Raw genomic sequence first — 17,274 nt, 5'->3', positions numbered from 1 at the left:
ATGAATAAATCTATTAATATACAGACGGATACTGCCACATTAGTGATTTATGATTTGATGTCATTAAAGCATAGGATTAATGATGATGCAGATTGGTGGAGTCTTCCAGAAGATGAAGTTGAAGAAATAAATAAAGGGAATGTATTATTTCTCAATCTTGGAGATGATGGTAACTATAAAGTTGATATTAAAAGTGACATTGGTGAATATACCGGATCGTTATTTTTAAACGTACCTACTGGAAAGGTTTTCATAGGGGCGGGAGAGGATGTCACTGGAGGAGATCTGGAGCCAGATGATTCAGATGCTATTTCAGGCGAGTTTATTACTTTAGTACCAGGTAGTTACGAGGTTAAATATAAAAAGCATGGTTCAGATGTGCTAATTTCCTTTACAAAAGCAACGTTTACTGAAAACTCATTAGAAGAGGGTGTTTACCTCTGAATGAAAATCCACGCCCTGGCGTGGATTTTTTCATCCAAAAAAATGTTAAATAATTAATTAGTTCACTACGTGGCCATTTTTAACACTATTTTTTTTCCTTCTGCACGCATCTTGCTTGCTTTTTTCGCGCCTTGCTTACCCTTGTGTTCAATAAGCTGTCAGTATACTCGCGACGAACAACTCTACCCTGAGTAAAGCCCCCAGTGGCGGCTGATCCCCGTAGCGAGTAAGACCGCCTTGGGCGATGGCATCGCCGGGACGTCTTTACCTGCAATGTCAGAAATTTATGGGAAGACCCCCGGGAAAAAACAGTAAAACTTGACGTGAAGTAATTGCACGAATGCGAGGAGAAAGACGTATTCATGGTACGGGCGATAGGATGCAATTTAAAAGCTCAACTGATGGTAAATGGTACCGTATTCAGGATGCGGACATGGCTCATTTAACAGATGCAGTTAAATACTGGAATCAGAAGGGTGGCTACTATGGTCCTAAATCTCGTGAGGTCAGAGCCTTTATGAGAGATTCCAGGAAGTATGAGCTTGAATATTATGGCACAATCGGTCTCAGGGAGCAGTGCTACCGGATAGATATAAAGATTCCCTTGATTTTATTGGCCCAAAGGAAAAGTCCCAATATTTCCAATGAAGGAGCATTGTTCCATGAAAGATCTTGAAGACCCAAAAATTGAATCCAAAATTAACTCCTTTGTTGAAAAAGGAAACGAGTTTCACGATGACAAAAAATACGCCGAGGCTTTAGAGCAATACCAAAAAGCATGGCAAGCTCTCCCTGAACCAAAGCTTGAATGGGAACTCGCCAACTGGATCTCTGCGTGCATGTACAGCGCATATTTTGATCTTGCGGATTACGTTGAGGCAAAGAAATGGGGAGAGACGACTTTACGGACACGTGGATCGGATATAGACACTGCACCGTTAATCGACTTGGGTATGGTCTGTTACGAGTTGAATCAATTCGATGAAGCGTACAAATATTTTAACGATGCTTATAACTACGGCAAAGAGCGTGCGTTTCAGGATAGACCTAAAAAATATCTAGAGTTCTACCTGCGCAAAAGGGGATAAGTTCGTTACTCTATAAAAAAATCCACGCCAAAGCGTGGATTTTTTTCATTCAAAACAAATCAAACGTTAAACAGGAAGTTCATCACGTCGCCATCTTTAACGATGTAATCTTTCCCTTCCGCACGCATCTTGCCAGCTTCTTTCGCGCCTTGCTCACCCTTGTAGGTGATAAAGTCTTCAAACGCGATAGTCTGCGCACGAATGAAGCCCTTTTCGAAGTCGGTGTGGATCTTACCGGCCGCCTGAGGCGCAGTCGCACCCACAGGAATCGTCCACGCACGCACTTCTTTAACGCCAGCGGTGAAGTAGGTCTGCAGGTTCAGCAGCTCATAGCCCGCGCGGATTACGCGGTTCAGGCCCGGCTCTTCCAGACCCAGTTCGGCCATGAACTCTTCACGGTCGGCGTCGTCCAGCTCGGCGATATCGGACTCAACGGCTGCGCAAACCGCCACAACCACAGAACCTTCCGCCGCGGCGATTTCACGGACTTTGTCCAGGTACGGGTTGTTCTCGAAACCGTCTTCGTTAACGTTGGCGATGTACATGGTTGGCTTCAGGGTCAGGAAGCTCAGGTATTTGATCGCCGCTTTGTCTTCGTCAGTCAGGTTTTTCAGCGCGCGCAGCATGCCGGCGTTTTCCAGCTGTGGCAGGCATTTTTCCAGTGCAGCCAGTTCCGCTTTCGCGTCTTTGTCGCCGCCTTTGGCTTTCTTCTGCACGCGGTGAATCGCACGTTCGCAGGTGTCGAGGTCAGAGAGCGCCAGCTCGGTGTTGATGACGTCGATATCGTCAGCCGGATCCACTTTGTTATTAACGTGGATGATGTTGTCGTTCTCGAAGCAGCGCACAACGTGGCCGATCGCTTCAGTTTCACGGATGTTGGTCAGGAACTGATTACCCAGACCTTCGCCTTTGGAGGCACCCTTCACCAGGCCCGCGATGTCCACGAACTCCATGGTGGTTGGCAGAATGCGCTGCGGCTTCACGATTTCCGCAAGCTGGTCCAGACGCGGGTCCGGCATTGGCACCACGCCGGTGTTAGGTTCGATGGTACAGAACGGGAAGTTCGCCGCTTCGATACCCGCTTTGGTAAGCGCGTTAAACAGGGTGGATTTGCCCACGTTTGGCAGACCGACGATACCGCATTTGAATCCCATTTCTAAATCACCTTAATATCTTGATAATCAATCCGTTAACGATAACCGATTGATGAAAAGTAAATAACTACGCCTATTATACACGTAACCCGCATGACGCGCGGTAAAAAAGCCGTATCGGGCGGATTATTGCGCTTTGAAAGCGTGTAAGCGATTTGTCGCTTTGGTTAAGCCGTCTTGCAGCCAGATTTCAGTGCAGCGCGCCGCTTCGTCTACCGCCTCGTCAATCAGTTTTTGTTCGGAAACCGGGGGTTTACCGAGCACGAAACCGACAACTTTGTTTTTATCGCCCGGATGGCCGATTCCCACGCGCAAACGGTGGAAATTCGGGTTATTGCCCAACTTGCTGATGATGTCTTTAAGACCGTTGTGACCGCCGTGTCCGCCGCCCAGCTTGAATTTTGCTACGCCAGGCGGAAGATCCAGCTCATCGTGAGCCACCAGAATTTCATCCGGATTGATGCGATAAAACGTTGCCATCGCCGCCACCGCTTTACCGCTCAGGTTCATAAAGGTGGTGGGCACCAGCAGGCGAACATCCGCGCCTGCAAGGTTGATACGTGAGGTATAGCCGAAGAATTTTGGTTCTTCACGCAGGGGAGCACTTAACCGTTCGGCCAGCAGATCGACGTACCATGCCCCAGCGTTGTGGCGGGTGGCCGCATACTCCGCGCCCGGGTTGGCGAGGCCGACAATCAGTTTAATCGTCACGATTCAATTCCTAATGGGTTCCAGATCTGGCGCGTAGTTTACTGTCTGGCGCGCCGCTTGACAAAATTCTGCGGTTATCCCGGCGAAATTCGAATAATTACTCATCTGAACAATTAGAATTTCAAGCTGTTCAACGCCTTATTTGTAAACTTTTGTTTGTGCGTCATCCGTAATTGTGATCATTCACGCAACTCATAAAAGGGGCGTTGTCTATACTTTACACACAAGGATTAGGGGCTTTTCCCCTGACAACCCAAAGTTCCGGAGGTGACATATGAAACGCAAAAACGCTTCGATGCTCGGTAACGTGCTAATGGGGTTGGGACTGTTCGTGATGGTAGTCGGCGTAGGTTATTCCATTTTAAACCAGCTGCCGCAGCTTGATCTCCCACAATACTTCGCGCATGGCGCGGTATTGAGCATCTTCCTCGGTGCAGTATTGTGGCTCGCCGGGGCGCGCGTAAGCGGACATGAGGAAGTCTGCGATAAATACTGGTGGGTGCGCCACTACGACAAACGCTGTCGTCGTGACCAGCATAAGCACAGCTAGTGCCTGATTAAGAACATCGAAACGACTCCATCCGGAGTCGTTTTTTTTTGCATAGCATATTGACCCTCACGTAACGTAAGGCTCCAGAGTGGTGGCACTGGCAAAGTAAAAAGGAGCAGTTATGTTGATTCAGGTGGGTGAGCTGGCGAAACGAGCCGGTATCACCGTGCGGACATTGCATCACTACGAGCAAACAGGGCTGTTGCTGCCTTCTGCCAGAAGCGCGGCAGGTTACCGGCTTTACAACCTGGCGGATGTCCAGCGTCTGCACATGATCCAGGCGCTGGCAAAAGCGGGGCTGGAACTTGCCGAAATCAGGGATTTTCTGGAAAAGGAGTCGCTGTCGTTGACCGAGCTACTCGATGCGCAAATCACGCTGCTGGATAAACAGCTGCGCAGTATACACACGCTGCGCGACCGGCTGGTGGAGCTGCGTTCCGGGCTTACTGACGATGCGACGCCGGATCTGGAGTCCTGGCTACAGACTCTGGAGTTAATGAATATGTACGATCGCTGGTTTAGCAAAGAAGAATTACAGCAGCTGCCGTTTGCGGTACAGAAGGATGCGCTGGCGGCTATCTGGTCAGGGCTGGTGGCAGAGGCTAACGCGCTGCTGGAACAGGATATACCCGTTACTGACACGCGGGCGATGGATCTGGCGACCCGCTGGATGGAACGTCTTGAACAGGACACGGCGGGCAAGCCGGAGTTTCTCACCCGGCTGAACGAGATGCACAGCGTAGAGCCACAGATGCAGGCGCAGACCGGCATTACCCCGGAGATGACAGATTACATCACGCGCGCGTTTGCGGAATCTAAGCTCAGCATATGGGAGAAGTATCTCACTGCCGAAGAGATGGCCTTTACCCGGGCGCATTATTTTGACCGCATGATGGAGTGGCCGCCGCTGGTGGCGAAACTGCATCAGGCGCAGCGGGACAATATCGCTCCTGACTCGAAGGAGGCGCAAAAGCTGGCTGAAAACTGGCTGACATTGTTCCAGTCCTACGCAGGCACCAACCCGGAGACCCAGCAAAAGTTTCGTACGGCTATGCAGCAGGAGCCGCATCTGATGAAAGGAACCTGGATGACGCCTGCCGTGCTTGCATGGCTCCAGCAGGCGATCGGGGTGATGATGCAGAGACGTTTCTCTGCATCAGATAACTCACAGATCCGCTAACGCGGCTTCACGGTTAGGATAAAAGGCAAGGCGGCCAGGGATCGGCTGCACGCCCGCACGCGCCATGGTGCGCAGGGGCTGGAATTCCAGGTTGCTGACCCGCAGCTCGCAGCCTTCCGGCAGACGTTTCACAAAGCGCTGGAAGGCATCCAGACCGCCGGCATCCAGCACCGGGACGGCATCCCACTTCAGCACCACAACCCGTTTCCCCGCGATGCGGGACTCCAGATCGCTGAACAATCCTTCCGCCGCGGCAAAGAATAGCGGGCCAATCACGCGCAGCACCAGCACATCCTCAGGCACCTCCACGTTAACCGGAGAGAGACGCGTCATCTGCGCGATGCGGCGCATAAATAGCAGGGACGCGAGCACGATCCCAACGCTGATGGCGATAACCATATCGAACAGCACGGTCAGCGACATGCAGATCAGCATCACGATGATGTCGTCTTTCGGCGCACGGCGCAGCAGATTCACCACCTTATGCGCCTCGCTCATGTTCCAGGCCACCATCAGCAGCAGGGCGGCCATGGCGGAAAGCGGCAGCCAGGAGAGCAGTGGGGCAAGGATCAGCAGCGCCAGAATCACCAGCACGGAGTGGATAACCGCTGAAACGGGGGAGGTCGCACCTGCGCGCACGTTTGCCGCAGAACGGGCGATGGCTGCCGTAGCGGTAATCCCGCCAAAGAACGGTGCGATGAGGTTGCCTAAGCCCTGACCGACCAGTTCGCTGTTGGCTTTGTGCTTGGTGCCGGTCATGCCGTCGAGCACCACAGCGCACAGCAGGGATTCAATCGCTCCCAGCATCGCCATAGAGAACGCGGCGGGCAGCAGGGCGCGAAGGGAATCCCAGCTCAGGGTGAAGCTCGAACCAGGCATGTCCCACGGCAGCACCAGCTGCGGCAGCAGCTGTGGAATGCCGTTACCCTGCGAACCGTCCGCCAGAACATAGTGGAACTGCGAGCCGATAGTCGCGACATGACCGCCGAACATATTGACGATAGCCATCACCGCGCAGCCCAGCAGCAGGGCGGGCAGATGGCCCGGCAGGCGAATACCGAGGCGAGGCCAGACGATAAGCGTCCCCAGGGTGACTATTCCGATGGCGGCGTCGCCCAGGTTGGCCGTCGGCAGCGCCATAAACAGCGCGCCCACTTTCTGTAAATAGTGCTCCGGAACATGGGTCATTTGCAGACCGAGGAAATCCTTAATCTGCATGGTTCCGATGGTGATCCCAATCCCCGAGGTGAACCCCAGCGTCACGGAAAGGGGAATGTATTCAATCAGGCGACCAAAACGGGCCAGACCGAACAGAATCAAAAAGACGCCGGACATCAGGGTGGCAACCAGCAGGCCTGCCAGACCAAACTGTTGTGAAACCGGGTAGAGGATCACCACAAAGGCGGCGGTCGGGCCGGAGACGCTGAAGCGCGAGCCGCCCGTCAGGGCAATAACAATCCCGGCAACGGCCGAGGTATACAGACCGTACTGTGGCGCAACGCCGCTGCCAATCGCCAGCGCCATCGCCAGTGGGATGGCAATAATCCCGACGGTGATCCCGGCAATCAGGTCACGGATAAAGCGTGACGAGGTGTACTTCTCTTTCCAGCAGGCGTCGATGAGGGCGCGAAAGGGCAGAACATGTGAGGAGGCTACGTTTTTCACAATTATCTATCATCCGTGTGCGCATCATCTGTCATATGAATGGCAGGTGAAGGAGGCATTAATCATACAAATAAAACCCAGAGACAAAAAAACCCGCCGCAGCGGGTTTTTTGGCCGTGTTCGATTAGTGTTCGAACATTGCAGAGATGGATTCTTCGTTGCTGATACGACGAATCGCTTCGGCCAGCATCCCGGACAGGGTCAGGGTACGCACGTTTGGCAGTGCCTTGATCTCGTCGCTCAGTGGGATGGTATCGCATACCACAACTTCGTCAATGACGGAGTTGCGCAGGTTGTTCACGGCATTACCGGAGAAGATCGGGTGGGTCGCGTAAGCGAACACGCGCTTGGCACCGCGCTCTTTCAGCGCTTCAGCGGCTTTACACAGCGTACCGCCGGTATCGATCATGTCGTCAACCAGCACGCAGTCGCGGCCAGCCACGTCACCGATGATGTGCATCACCTGAGAAACGTTAGCGCGCGGACGACGCTTGTCGATGATCGCCATGTCGGTATCGTTCAGCAGCTTAGCGATAGCACGGGCACGTACCACGCCGCCGATGTCCGGAGAAACCACGATTGGGTTGTCCAGGTTCAGCTGCAGCATGTCTTCCAGCAGGATTGGGCTGCCGAATACGTTATCAACCGGGACGTCGAAGAAGCCCTGGATCTGCTCTGCGTGCAGGTCAACGGTCAGTACGCGGTCAACGCCGACGCTGGACAGGAAGTCAGCGACAACTTTTGCGGTGATTGGCACACGCGCGGAACGGACGCGACGGTCCTGGCGGGCATAACCAAAGTAAGGGATAACAGCAGTGATACGGCCTGCGGAAGCGCGACGCAGAGCGTCGACCATAACAACCAGTTCCATCAGGTTGTCGTTTGTTGGAGCACAGGTGGACTGGATGATGAAAATATCACCACCGCGTACATTTTCGTTGATTTGTACGCTGACTTCGCCGTCGCTAAAGCGACCTACGGCGGCGTCGCCGAGGGAAGTGTACAGGCGGTTGGCAATACGTTGTGCTAGTTCCGGGGTGGCGTTACCAGCAAAAAGCTTCATATCAGGCACGAGAAGAACCTCAGGCATGCGTCCAGTGGTGGATAGCGTTCGCCGCAAACTGCGGGGCCTAAGCGAAGGCTATCCAGGCGGTGTATTAAAGAGCGCGATGCAACGTCTGGAACAGGGTGACGTTGTCACCGAAACTCAGTCTGCGCCAGAATGGCCTGCTGTAGGGGGGAGGTGTTCATCCCGCGTGCTACAAAACCATGCAGCCAATCCGGCGCTTGCTCAAGCACCTGACGGGCGGCGGATTCGGTGTCAAATTCAGCAAAGACACAGGCCCCTGTACCGGTCAGGCGCGACGGCGCGTATTCTAACAGCCAGGAAAGCACCGCATCAACCTCGCGAAAACGTTTTCTTGCGATATCCTCGCAATCGTTGCTGAATTCACAATTTAATAACGTTTCTATTGACCGTACCGGGGTATTTCTTTTCAGGTCAGGATCTTTAAAGATGACCGGGGTCGGAATGCTCACGCCGGGGTGGGCAACCAGATACCATTTCTCCGGCGGGTTGACCGGGGAGAGGATCTCACCCACGCCCTCGGCAAAGGCCGCGTGGCCGCGAACAAACACAGGGACATCTGCGCCCAGCGTTAAGCCCAAACCAGCCAGTTCATCCGTCGACAGCCCGCAACCCCAGAGGTGGTTCAGCGCAACCAGCACGGTGGCGGCGTTGGATGAGCCCCCGCCGAGACCGCCACCCATCGGCAGACGCTTCTCAATGCGGATATCCGCACCGCTTCCCGCCGGCAGACGACCCGATTCCGCGGCGGCTTTCATCAGCAGGCGCGCGGCGCGGACGATCAGGTTGTCCTCATGCGCCACGCCGTCGACCGGCGTCAGCAGGCAAATCTGCCCATCCTGACGCGGCTCGATGGCAATCGTGTCGCCATAGTCAATAAACTGAAACAGCGTCTGCAGAGTGTGATAGCCGTCAGCACGCTGGCCGGTGATGTATAAAAACAGGTTCAGTTTTGCCGGAGAAGGCCAGTGGGTCATCATTTAACGATCCAGTTGTCCATTTTCAGCTTGATGCGCTGGCTGCCCTGGGTCAGCTCCATGTTTGATGGCAGCGAAGGTTTACTCTTGCTGTCATAGGCGCTGTACACCACTTTCCAGGTTTTGCCGTTCTGGGTGTAGTTGACCTGGCTCAGACGGTATTGATCGTCAAGCGTATAGTCGGTCGCTTCGCCCGGCAGGCCGAGGATCCACTGGCGCAGGCTGTTCAGCGGAATTGGCATCCCGGTCAGCTTGCCAATCATCTCTTCGGCATCGGTCGCCGTGTAGTGCTGGCCTTTGTTATCGGTGATCTGCGCTTCGCCCGGTTTGGCGATAAGCTCCAGCTCGGTGCTGCCCAGCGGGTTCAGCAGCAGCAGGCGATAGTTGTCCTGCCCCGTTTGCTGCCAGAAGAAGCGGGCATAAACCTTTTGTTCGTCAGAGAGATACGCGAAGGCGCCGCGCGTCTGGTACTGCTTCAAATTAAGGACGTCCTGCTGGTGCTGACGCCACTGCGGTGAATCAGGGCTTTTGCCCGGGCCTTTTGGTTGGGTGACAGTACAGGCGGTCAGAACCAGTGCTGCCAGCGGCAGCAGGCGAATCAGTCGGGTCATAATGAGGACAAATCCTTGAGATACGTTGCAGTTATAACTGTTAATGCTAGCGCCCCGCAGTGCTACCGTCTACGTTCAAATTATCTCAAAGCGTTGAGTAACCTATTACTCCGAAAGGAGGCGGTCTCTTTTATTGATCTCGCGCATCCTGTATGATGCGTCCTGCTAACCTTATTAACGCTGGTACTACTCCCGCTCAACATGACCCTATTAGCACTCGGCATCAACCACAAAACGGCCCCGGTTTCGCTGCGAGAACGCGTTACGTTTTCGCCGGATACGCTTGACCTGGCGCTGGACAGCCTGCTTGCACAGCCGATGGTGCAGGGTGGCGTGGTGCTTTCAACGTGCAACCGTACTGAGCTGTATTTGAGCGTGGAAGAGCAGGATAACCTGCACGACGCGCTGATCCGCTGGCTATGTGACTACCACAATCTCAACGAAGACGAGCTGCGCAACAGCCTGTACTGGCATCAGGATAACGATGCGGTCAGCCATCTGATGCGCGTCGCCAGCGGTCTGGATTCGCTGGTGCTTGGCGAGCCGCAGATCCTCGGCCAGGTAAAAAAAGCCTTCGCAGATTCCCAGAAAGGGCATCTCAAGGCCAGCGAGCTGGAGCGTATGTTCCAGAAGTCCTTCTCCGTGGCGAAGCGTGTGCGAACCGAAACCGACATTGGTGCCAGTGCGGTTTCTGTTGCTTTCGCGGCCTGTACCCTTGCACGGCAAATCTTTGAATCCCTGTCGACCGTCACCGTGATGCTGGTAGGCGCGGGCGAAACCATCGAGCTTGTGGCGCGCCATCTGCGCGAGCATAAAGTGAAAAAGATGATTATCGCGAACCGCACCCGCGAACGCGCGCAGGTGCTGGCGGATGAAGTGGGTGCCGAGGTGGTTGCGCTGAGCGATATTGATGAACGTCTGAAAGAGGCGGACATTATTATCAGCTCTACCGCCAGCCCGCTGCCGATCATCGGTAAAGGGATGGTGGAGCGTGCGCTGAAATCCCGCCGTAATCAGCCAATGCTGCTGGTGGATATCGCCGTTCCGCGCGATGTTGAGCCAGAGGTTGGCAAGCTGGCTAACGCCTATCTTTACAGCGTGGATGACCTGCAAAGCATTATTTCGCACAACCTCGCCCAGCGTAAAGCGGCGGCGGTGCAGGCGGAAACCATTGTTGAGCAGGAAACCAGCGAATTTATGGCCTGGCTGCGCGCGCAAAGCGTCAGCGAGACCATCCGCGAGTACCGCGGGCAGGCGGAGCAGGTGCGTGATGACCTGACTGCCAAAGCGTTAGCGGCCCTGGAACAGGGCGGCGACGCGCAGGCGATTATGCAGGATCTGGCGTGGAAGCTGACTAACCGCCTGATCCATGCGCCAACCAAATCTCTTCAACAGGCTGCCCGTGACGGGGATGATGAACGCCTGACTATTCTGCGCAACAGCCTCGGGCTGGAATAGCGCCCTATACCCATTTTCTAAGACAAGGTGCACTTACGCCTATGAAGCCTTCTATCGTCGCTAAACTGGAAGCTCTGCACGAGCGCCATGAAGAAGTACAGGCGCTGCTCGGCGATGCCGGGACTATCGCAGACCAGGAACGTTTTCGCGCGCTTTCGCGTGAATATGCGCAGTTGAGTGATGTATCAAAATGCTTTACCGACTGGCGACAGGTTCAGGAAGATATTGAAACCGCGCAGATGATGCTCGACGATCCTGAGATGCGCGAGATGGCGCAGGAAGAGCTGCAGGATGCAAAAGCGCGTTCCGAAGAGATGGAGCAGCAGCTTCAGGTGCTGCTCCTGCCGAAAGATCCGGACGATGAACGTAACGCGTTTGTCGAAGTGCGCGCCGGGACCGGCGGTGACGAAGCGGCGCTCTTTGCCGGGGATCTGTTCCGCATGTACAGCCGCTACGCCGAATCGCGCCGCTGGCGCGTGGAGATCATGAGCGCCAACGAAGGCGAACATGGCGGCTACAAAGAGGTTATCGCCAAGATCAGCGGCGACGGCGTGTACGGACGTCTGAAGTTTGAATCCGGCGGTCACCGCGTGCAGCGCGTTCCGGCCACCGAATCTCAGGGCCGCATTCATACCTCCGCCTGTACGGTGGCGGTGATGCCGGAGCTGCCGGAAGCGGAACTGCCGGACATCAACCCGGCGGACCTGCGCATCGACACCTTCCGCTCCTCCGGGGCGGGCGGTCAGCACGTTAACACCACCGACTCCGCCATCCGTATTACCCACCTGCCAACCGGCATCGTGGTGGAGTGTCAGGACGAACGTTCGCAGCACAAAAACAAAGCCAAAGCGTTGTCCGTGCTGGGCGCGCGCATCCACGCGGCGGAAATGGCGAAGCGTCAGCAGGCGGAAGCCTCTACGCGTCGTAACCTGCTGGGCAGCGGCGATCGCAGCGACCGTAACCGCACCTACAACTTCCCTCAGGGGCGCGTGACCGACCACCGCATCAACCTGACCCTGTACCGTCTGGACGAGGTGATGGAAGGGAAGCTGGATATGCTGATTGAGCCTATCGTGCAGGAATACCAGGCCGACCAGCTGGCGGCGCTGTCCGAGCAGGAATAATGGATTTTCAGCGCTGGTTACGCGAGGCGGCCGGTGAGCTTTGCAAAAGCGAAAGCCCGAAGCGCGATGCCGAAATTTTGCTTGAGCATGTGACGGGTAAAGCCCGCACGTACCTGCTGGCATTCGGCGAAACTGAGCTGACCGCAGAGCAGGAAGCACGGCTCGCCGCACTCCTTGCCCGCCGTAAAAACGGCGAGCCGGTGGCTCACCTTGTCGGTGAGCGCGAGTTCTGGTCGCTACCGCTTTACGTCTCGGCGGCGACGCTGATCCCGCGTCCGGATACCGAGTGTCTGGTGGAGCAGGCGCTGGCGCGTTTACCGGCGAAGGCCTGCCGCATTCTCGATCTCGGTACTGGAACAGGTGCTATCGCGTTGGCGCTGGCCACCGAGCGGCCTGACTGCGATGTGACGGCAGTGGATGTGATGCCCGACGCGGTGGCGCTGGCGCTGCGTAATGTGGAACGTCTCGGGCTCAGCAACGTAACGGTGCTGCAAAGCAGCTGGTTTACCGCGCTGGAGAGCCGCTCATTTGCGATGATTGTCAGCAATCCTCCTTACATTGACGAACATGATCCGCACCTTGCGCAGGGGGATGTTCGCTTCGAACCGCTGACGGCGCTTGTGGCCGCCAACGCGGGATTAGCCGATCTTGATCACATTGTGACAACGTCACGAGAGCATTTGCTTCCCGGCGGCTGGCTGCTCGTGGAGCATGGATGGACGCAGGGAGAATCCGTGCGGGCACTGTTTACCCAGGCAGGCTACGCCGCTGTCGAAACCTGCCGCGACTACGGCGGCAACGAACGCCTGACGCTGGGGCAGTGGTCTTGAGTTCCGGGTATCTGCCATTTACTGATAAAGGCGTAAGGCTGACTGAAAGGCAGTTTGGCGTTATCATCTACATCGTTTTGAGTTTTATCGCGCCTGAGCGTCATTGTTCGCTCAGTCGTTACTGGGGTAAGTCATGAGGTCCTTAGCCGATTTCGAATTTAATAAAGTGCCGCTTTGCGATGGCATGATCCTGATTTCGGAGATGATACGCGACGATTTTACGTCGCAGTACGTCTACGATGAGCTGGAGAATCTGGTCAGCCTGGCGCGTGAAGAGATCAATCAGGCGCGCCCGCAGGACTGGCAATTAGAGAAGCTTCTGGAGCTTTTCTACGGCGAATGGGGTTTCTGCGACACGCGTGGCGTGTATCGCCTGTCTGACGCATTATGGCTGGACCATGTCTTAAAAAATCGTCAGGGCAGCGCCGTTGCGCTGGGCTCTATTTTGCTGTGGGTTGCGCACCGCCTGGATATTCCGCTGGTGCCGGTTATTTTCCCGACGCAGATGATCCTGCGTGCGGAGTGGCTGGACGGTGAGATGTGGCTCATTAATCCGTTTAACGGCGACACGCTGGACGAGCATACGCTGGACGTCTGGCTGAAAGGCAACATCAGCCCGGTGGCCGAGCTCTTTAACGAAGATCTCGACGAAGCCGACAACGCCGAAGTCATTCGCAAGCTGCTGGATACGCTGAAGTCAGCGCTGATGGAAGAGCGTCAGATGGAGCTGGCCTTGCGTGCCAGTGAAGTGCTGCTGCAGTTTAATCCGGAAGATCCGTACGAAATTCGCGACCGCGGGCTTATCTATGCCCAGCTCGACTGCGAGCACGTGGCGCTGAACGATCTGAGCTATTTCGTCGAGCAGTGTCCGGAAGATCCGATTAGCGAAATGATTCGCGCGCAGATCAACGCGATCTCGCACAAACAAATTACACTGCATTAATCTTAATTCCGATTCACACCTGAATAAGGCGATCCTATGAAACAAAAAGTGGTTAGCATTGGTGATATCAAGGTAGCAAACGACCTGCCGTTCGTGCTGTTTGGCGGTATGAACGTGCTGGAGTCCCGCGATCTCGCCATGCGTATCTGCGAGCACTACGTGACCGTGACCCAGAAGCTGGGCATTCCGTACGTGTTTAAGGCCTCTTTTGACAAAGCCAACCGCTCCTCCATCAACTCTTACCGTGGCCCTGGCCTGGAAGAGGGGATGAAAATTTTCCAGGAGCTGAAGCAGACGTTTGGCGTGAAAGTGATCACCGACGTGCATGAGTCCTGGCAGGCGCAGCCTGTGGCAGACGTGGTAGACGTAATCCAGCTTCCGGCGTTCCTGGCGCGTCAGACCGACCTGGTTGCCGCGATGGCGAAAACCGGTGCCGTGATTAACGTGAAAAAACCGCAGTTCGTGAGCCCGGGCCAGATGGGTAACATCGTTGATAAGTTTATCGAAGGCGGTAACGACAAGATTATTCTGTGCGACCGTGGCGCTAACTTCGGTTACGACAACCTGGTGGTGGACATGCTGGGCTTCAGCGTCATGAAGAACGTCTCTAACCAGTCGCCGGTGATCTTCGACGTTACCCACGCGCTGCAGTGCCGCGACCCGTTTGGTGCAGCCTCTGGTGGCCGTCGTGCTCAGGTGACCGAGCTGGCGCGCGCCGGTATGGCGACCGGCCTGGCAGGTCTGTTCATTGAAGCGCACCCGGATCCGGCTAACGCGAAATGCGATGGTCCATCCGCGCTGCCGCTGGATAAGCTGGAGCCGTTCCTGAAGCAGATCAAAGCGATTGACGATCTGGTGAAAAGCTTCGACGAGCTGGATACCAGCAACTAATAAAAAAACCCGCTTCGGCGGGTTTTTTTATGGGACATATTGCCGGGTAAGCGAAGCGCCGCTAGGCAAAAGACTACGCAAAGATCGTCATCAAATACGCTACAAACAGCGCCATATGCGCCGCGCCGTTCAGGACATTGGTGCGGCCAGTGGAGAATGAAATCTGGCACAGCAGCAGCGAGGCCACCATCACAATCATCTCCGGTGCGCCCAGCGCAAACTGCAGCTCGTTACCGGTCATAAAGGCAATCAGCGTCACCACCGGCACGGTGAGTGAAATGGTCGCCAGCACGGAGCCGAAGAACAGATTCATCGCACGCTGCACCTGATTGTTCAGCACCGCCTTCAGCGCACCTAAACCCTCAGGGGACAGGATCAGCAGCGCCACCAGGAAACCGGTAAAGGCCACCGGCGCGTTCAGCTCGGTTAACAGCGTCTCCAGCGGGTTGGCGTTCATCTTGGTGACGGCAATCACCGCAATCAGATGCACGATCAGCCAAACCGTGTGCCACAGGCTGCTGTGGGCCGACGGCTTGCCGTGGTGCGGGTCATCGTCGTCGCTGTCATCTTCATGTTCGTAAACAAACAGGCTCTGGTGCGTTTTGGTCTGAATGAGCAGGAACACGCCGTACATGGCGGCGGAAATCAGCGCGACCAGCAGCGACTGGCCGGTGGAGAAATTTGCGCCCGGCAGCGCCATCGGGAAGACCAGCACGATGATGGCCAGCGGGAAGAGGGCAATCAGATACTGTTTAATGCCGAAAAGATTCATGTACTGGGTCGCAAATTTGCGTCCGCCCAGCAGCAGAGAGAAGCCTACCAGGCCGCCCGTCACAATCATAATGATGGAGTAAAGCGTATCGCGCATCAGGGTCGGGGCGGCATCGCCGGTTGCCATCAACGCGGAAATCAGGCTGACTTCGAGAATAACGACGGAAAGGCTGAGAATTAAAGAGCCATAAGGCTCGCCCAGGCGGTGGGCTAATACGTCCGCATGACGAACGACGCTAAACGCGCTGGTTAAAATGCCCACCAGGGCAAGAATATTGATACCAACCACCACTGGCAGTGACTGACTGCTTCCCCAGAAGAGCAGCACAGCCAGTGCCAGAACCGGGAAAATGAGAGACGTCTCCTTGTGGCGGGTCTTTACCGCCTCGTGTGTTGCTGTCATGTGCTTCTCCATCAATGCAGGTGCTTGTAATTATAGATAGATTTTAAGGGCAATAAATTAACAGAAATCTGTTAAATAACCTTTATTTTTTACTTAATTTTACCCTTTGTTATGGTTTTCTTGTTTAATGCCTATAATAAGATATTTATTTTAAATATATGTTTAATAACAATGAATTATGAAATACATCTGTTCATTGTTTATGACCGGCTGGCACACCGGCGTATCGTCGTCCACACTTAACTCTTTAGGCAAAAGAGAGGTTAGTGATGCCATATAAAACGAAACGCGAATTACCCGATAACGTGAAAAACGTCCTGCCCGAACACGCGCAGGATATCTACAAAGAAGCGTTTAACAGCGCCTGGGATCAGTACAAAGATAAAGACGATCGGCGGGATGATGCCAGCCGGGAAGAGACGGCGCACAAGGTCGCCTGGGCCGCAGTAAAACATGACTATGAGAAAGGAGACGATGATAAATGGCATAAGAAGAAATAGCCGTGAAATTATTCGCTGCCTTCATTTTGACTTTTCAGGCGGTTGAACTGCCGTTGTATTGCAACTGGTCCGCTAATTGCTTATCGTAATTTGACTGCTGGCAAAATGACCAGCACAGAATGCCGGGAAGGCGAATTACAGATGTCGCAAGGAAGCATGCAGTGGCGGAGGTGTAAAGTGTTAACGCGTGATTTCTTAATGAAGGCAGATTGTAAGACGGCATTTGGTGCTATTGAGGAATCGCTTCTCTGGTCAGCTGAACAACGTGCGGCGTCGCTCGCTGCCACGCTTGCCTGCCGCCCGGATGATGGCCCGGTATGGATTTTTGGCTACGGTTCACTGATGTGGAACCCGGCTCTCGAATTTGTTGAATCGGCAACCGGCACGCTGCCCGGCTGGCATCGCGCATTTTGCCTGCGCCTGACGGCCGGACGCGGCAGCGCCTGTCAGCCAGGGCGCATGCTTGCACTAAAAGAGGGCGGACGCACCACGGGCGTCGCGTATCGCCTTCCGGATGCCACGCTCGAAGAGGAGCTGACGCTGCTCTGGAAGCGCGAGATGATCACCGGCTGCTATATGCCGAGCTGGTGCAAGCTGGAGCTCGACGACGGGCGCACCGTTAACGCGCTGGTATTTATTATGGATCCGCGCCACCCGCTGTATGAAGCGGACACCCGCACGCAGGTGATTGCCCCGTTAATTGCCGCCGCCAGCGGGCCGCTGGGCACCAACGCGCAATATCTCTTCTCCCTCGATCAGGAGCTGACCCGCCTCGGCATGCAGGACGATTGTCTGAATGAGCTGGTGGTGAAAGTGAAGGCGCTGCTGGAAGGGAACCCGCTCAACAGCACGCTGCGACCGGGTTTTGCCTGAGAATACGCCCGGCG

19 protein-coding genes and 1 pseudogene are annotated in these 17,274 nt (G+C 55.0%); 13 read left to right on the top strand and 7 right to left on the bottom strand.

The genetic code is table 11. The annotated features are described in order from the left end of the window. From OKF39_RS14030 to OKF39_RS14020, 3 genes are all read left to right on the top strand, one after another. Positions 1–444, top strand: coding sequence for a DUF6386 family protein (locus OKF39_RS14030; RefSeq protein ID WP_479983065.1), 444 nt, complete (start codon positions 1–3; stop codon positions 442–444). A gap of 433 nt (positions 445–877) precedes the next feature. Continuing rightward, the gene (locus tag OKF39_RS14025; protein ID WP_226858932.1) at positions 878–1,120 is read left to right on the top strand and encodes a hypothetical protein; all 243 of its coding nucleotides are present in this window, start codon (positions 878–880) and stop codon (positions 1,118–1,120) included. Next, positions 1,107–1,532 (top strand): hypothetical protein, encoded by a 426-nt coding sequence (locus OKF39_RS14020; RefSeq protein WP_063437393.1) that lies wholly within the window; start codon positions 1,107–1,109, stop codon positions 1,530–1,532. Before OKF39_RS14025 ends, OKF39_RS14020 begins: the two co-directional genes overlap by 14 nt. A 59-nt stretch (positions 1,533–1,591) precedes the next feature. Here OKF39_RS14020 and ychF read toward each other — a convergent pair whose 3' ends face one another. Then, positions 1,592–2,686, bottom strand: a complete 1,095-nt coding sequence (ychF, locus tag OKF39_RS14015; protein ID WP_003856650.1) for a redox-regulated ATPase YchF — start codon at positions 2,684–2,686, stop codon at positions 1,592–1,594. A gap of 126 nt (positions 2,687–2,812) precedes the next feature. Continuing rightward, the gene (pth, locus tag OKF39_RS14010; RefSeq protein ID WP_479983064.1) at positions 2,813–3,397 is read right to left on the bottom strand and encodes an aminoacyl-tRNA hydrolase; all 585 of its coding nucleotides are present in this window, start codon (positions 3,395–3,397) and stop codon (positions 2,813–2,815) included. Positions 3,398–3,671: 274 nt separating this feature from the next. Here pth and ychH point away from each other — a divergent pair, with 274 nt between their 5' ends. After that, positions 3,672–3,947 (top strand): stress-induced protein YchH, encoded by a 276-nt coding sequence (gene ychH / locus OKF39_RS14005; RefSeq protein ID WP_028013466.1) that lies wholly within the window; start codon positions 3,672–3,674, stop codon positions 3,945–3,947. Between the two features lie 121 nt (positions 3,948–4,068). Continuing rightward, on the top strand, positions 4,069–5,127 hold the full coding sequence (locus OKF39_RS14000) for a MerR family transcriptional regulator (RefSeq protein WP_479983063.1): 1,059 nt from the start codon (positions 4,069–4,071) through the stop codon (positions 5,125–5,127). Here the strand turns inward: OKF39_RS14000 and dauA are convergent. From dauA to lolB, 4 genes are all read right to left on the bottom strand, one after another. After that, complete coding sequence (dauA, locus tag OKF39_RS13995) at positions 5,113–6,792, bottom strand: C4-dicarboxylic acid transporter DauA (protein WP_063942336.1); 1,680 nt, start codon at positions 6,790–6,792, stop codon at positions 5,113–5,115. The two genes, OKF39_RS14000 and dauA, sit on opposite strands and share 15 nt — an antisense overlap. A 124-nt stretch (positions 6,793–6,916) precedes the next feature. Next, positions 6,917–7,864 carry a ribose-phosphate diphosphokinase gene (gene prs, locus OKF39_RS13990; protein WP_003856663.1) on the bottom strand — a complete coding sequence of 316 codons (948 nt, stop codon included), beginning with the start codon at positions 7,862–7,864 and terminating at the stop codon, positions 6,917–6,919. A 125-nt stretch (positions 7,865–7,989) separates the two neighbouring features. Continuing rightward, complete coding sequence (gene ispE, locus OKF39_RS13985; RefSeq protein ID WP_028013463.1) at positions 7,990–8,859, bottom strand: 4-(cytidine 5'-diphospho)-2-C-methyl-D-erythritol kinase; 870 nt, start codon at positions 8,857–8,859, stop codon at positions 7,990–7,992. Further along, entirely contained in the window at positions 8,856–9,467 is a 612-nt protein-coding gene (gene lolB / locus OKF39_RS13980) for a lipoprotein insertase outer membrane protein LolB (RefSeq protein WP_028013462.1), read from the bottom strand. The genes ispE and lolB overlap by 4 nt, the downstream gene beginning before the upstream one ends. A gap of 201 nt (positions 9,468–9,668) precedes the next feature. Between lolB and hemA the strand changes: the two genes are divergently transcribed. From hemA to kdsA, 6 genes and pseudogenes are all read left to right on the top strand, one after another. After that, the gene (gene hemA, locus OKF39_RS13975) at positions 9,669–10,925 is read left to right on the top strand and encodes a glutamyl-tRNA reductase (protein WP_021240361.1); all 1,257 of its coding nucleotides are present in this window, start codon (positions 9,669–9,671) and stop codon (positions 10,923–10,925) included. A 41-nt stretch (positions 10,926–10,966) separates the two neighbouring features. Beyond that, positions 10,967–12,049 (top strand): peptide chain release factor 1, encoded by a 1,083-nt coding sequence (prfA, locus tag OKF39_RS13970; RefSeq protein WP_021240360.1) that lies wholly within the window; start codon positions 10,967–10,969, stop codon positions 12,047–12,049. After that, positions 12,049–12,879 carry a peptide chain release factor N(5)-glutamine methyltransferase gene (gene prmC, locus OKF39_RS13965; protein WP_479983062.1) on the top strand — a complete coding sequence of 277 codons (831 nt, stop codon included), beginning with the start codon at positions 12,049–12,051 and terminating at the stop codon, positions 12,877–12,879. The genes prfA and prmC overlap by 1 nt, the downstream gene beginning before the upstream one ends. Positions 12,880–12,887: 8 nt before the next feature. Continuing rightward, positions 12,888–12,971 (top strand): annotated as a pseudogene (locus tag OKF39_RS13960) (siroheme synthase); the annotation flags it as partial. Between the two features lie 41 nt (positions 12,972–13,012). Further along, positions 13,013–13,822 carry an invasion regulator SirB1 gene (gene sirB1, locus OKF39_RS13955; protein ID WP_047368720.1) on the top strand — a complete coding sequence of 270 codons (810 nt, stop codon included), beginning with the start codon at positions 13,013–13,015 and terminating at the stop codon, positions 13,820–13,822. 36 nt (positions 13,823–13,858) lie between these two features. Continuing rightward, positions 13,859–14,713 carry a 3-deoxy-8-phosphooctulonate synthase gene (gene kdsA / locus OKF39_RS13950; RefSeq protein ID WP_028013459.1) on the top strand — a complete coding sequence of 285 codons (855 nt, stop codon included), beginning with the start codon at positions 13,859–13,861 and terminating at the stop codon, positions 14,711–14,713. Positions 14,714–14,786: 73 nt separating this feature from the next. Here the strand turns inward: kdsA and chaA are convergent, their stop codons facing one another. Beyond that, on the bottom strand, positions 14,787–15,887 hold the full coding sequence (chaA, locus tag OKF39_RS13945) for a sodium-potassium/proton antiporter ChaA (protein WP_047368718.1): 1,101 nt from the start codon (positions 15,885–15,887) through the stop codon (positions 14,787–14,789). A 269-nt stretch (positions 15,888–16,156) separates the two neighbouring features. Between chaA and chaB the strand changes: the two genes are divergently transcribed. Then, positions 16,157–16,387 carry a putative cation transport regulator ChaB gene (gene chaB, locus OKF39_RS13940; protein WP_014884191.1) on the top strand — a complete coding sequence of 77 codons (231 nt, stop codon included), beginning with the start codon at positions 16,157–16,159 and terminating at the stop codon, positions 16,385–16,387. 177 nt (positions 16,388–16,564) lie between these two features. Further along, entirely contained in the window at positions 16,565–17,260 is a 696-nt protein-coding gene (locus OKF39_RS13935; protein ID WP_028013457.1) for a gamma-glutamylcyclotransferase, read from the top strand. Positions 17,261–17,274: the final 14 nt, after the last annotated feature.

The organism is Enterobacter cloacae complex sp. HYC042_NIDB, from assembly GCF_056673315.1.
Note: the sequence above shows the minus strand (reverse complement) of the source record. Positions and strands in the feature narration are given on the sequence as shown.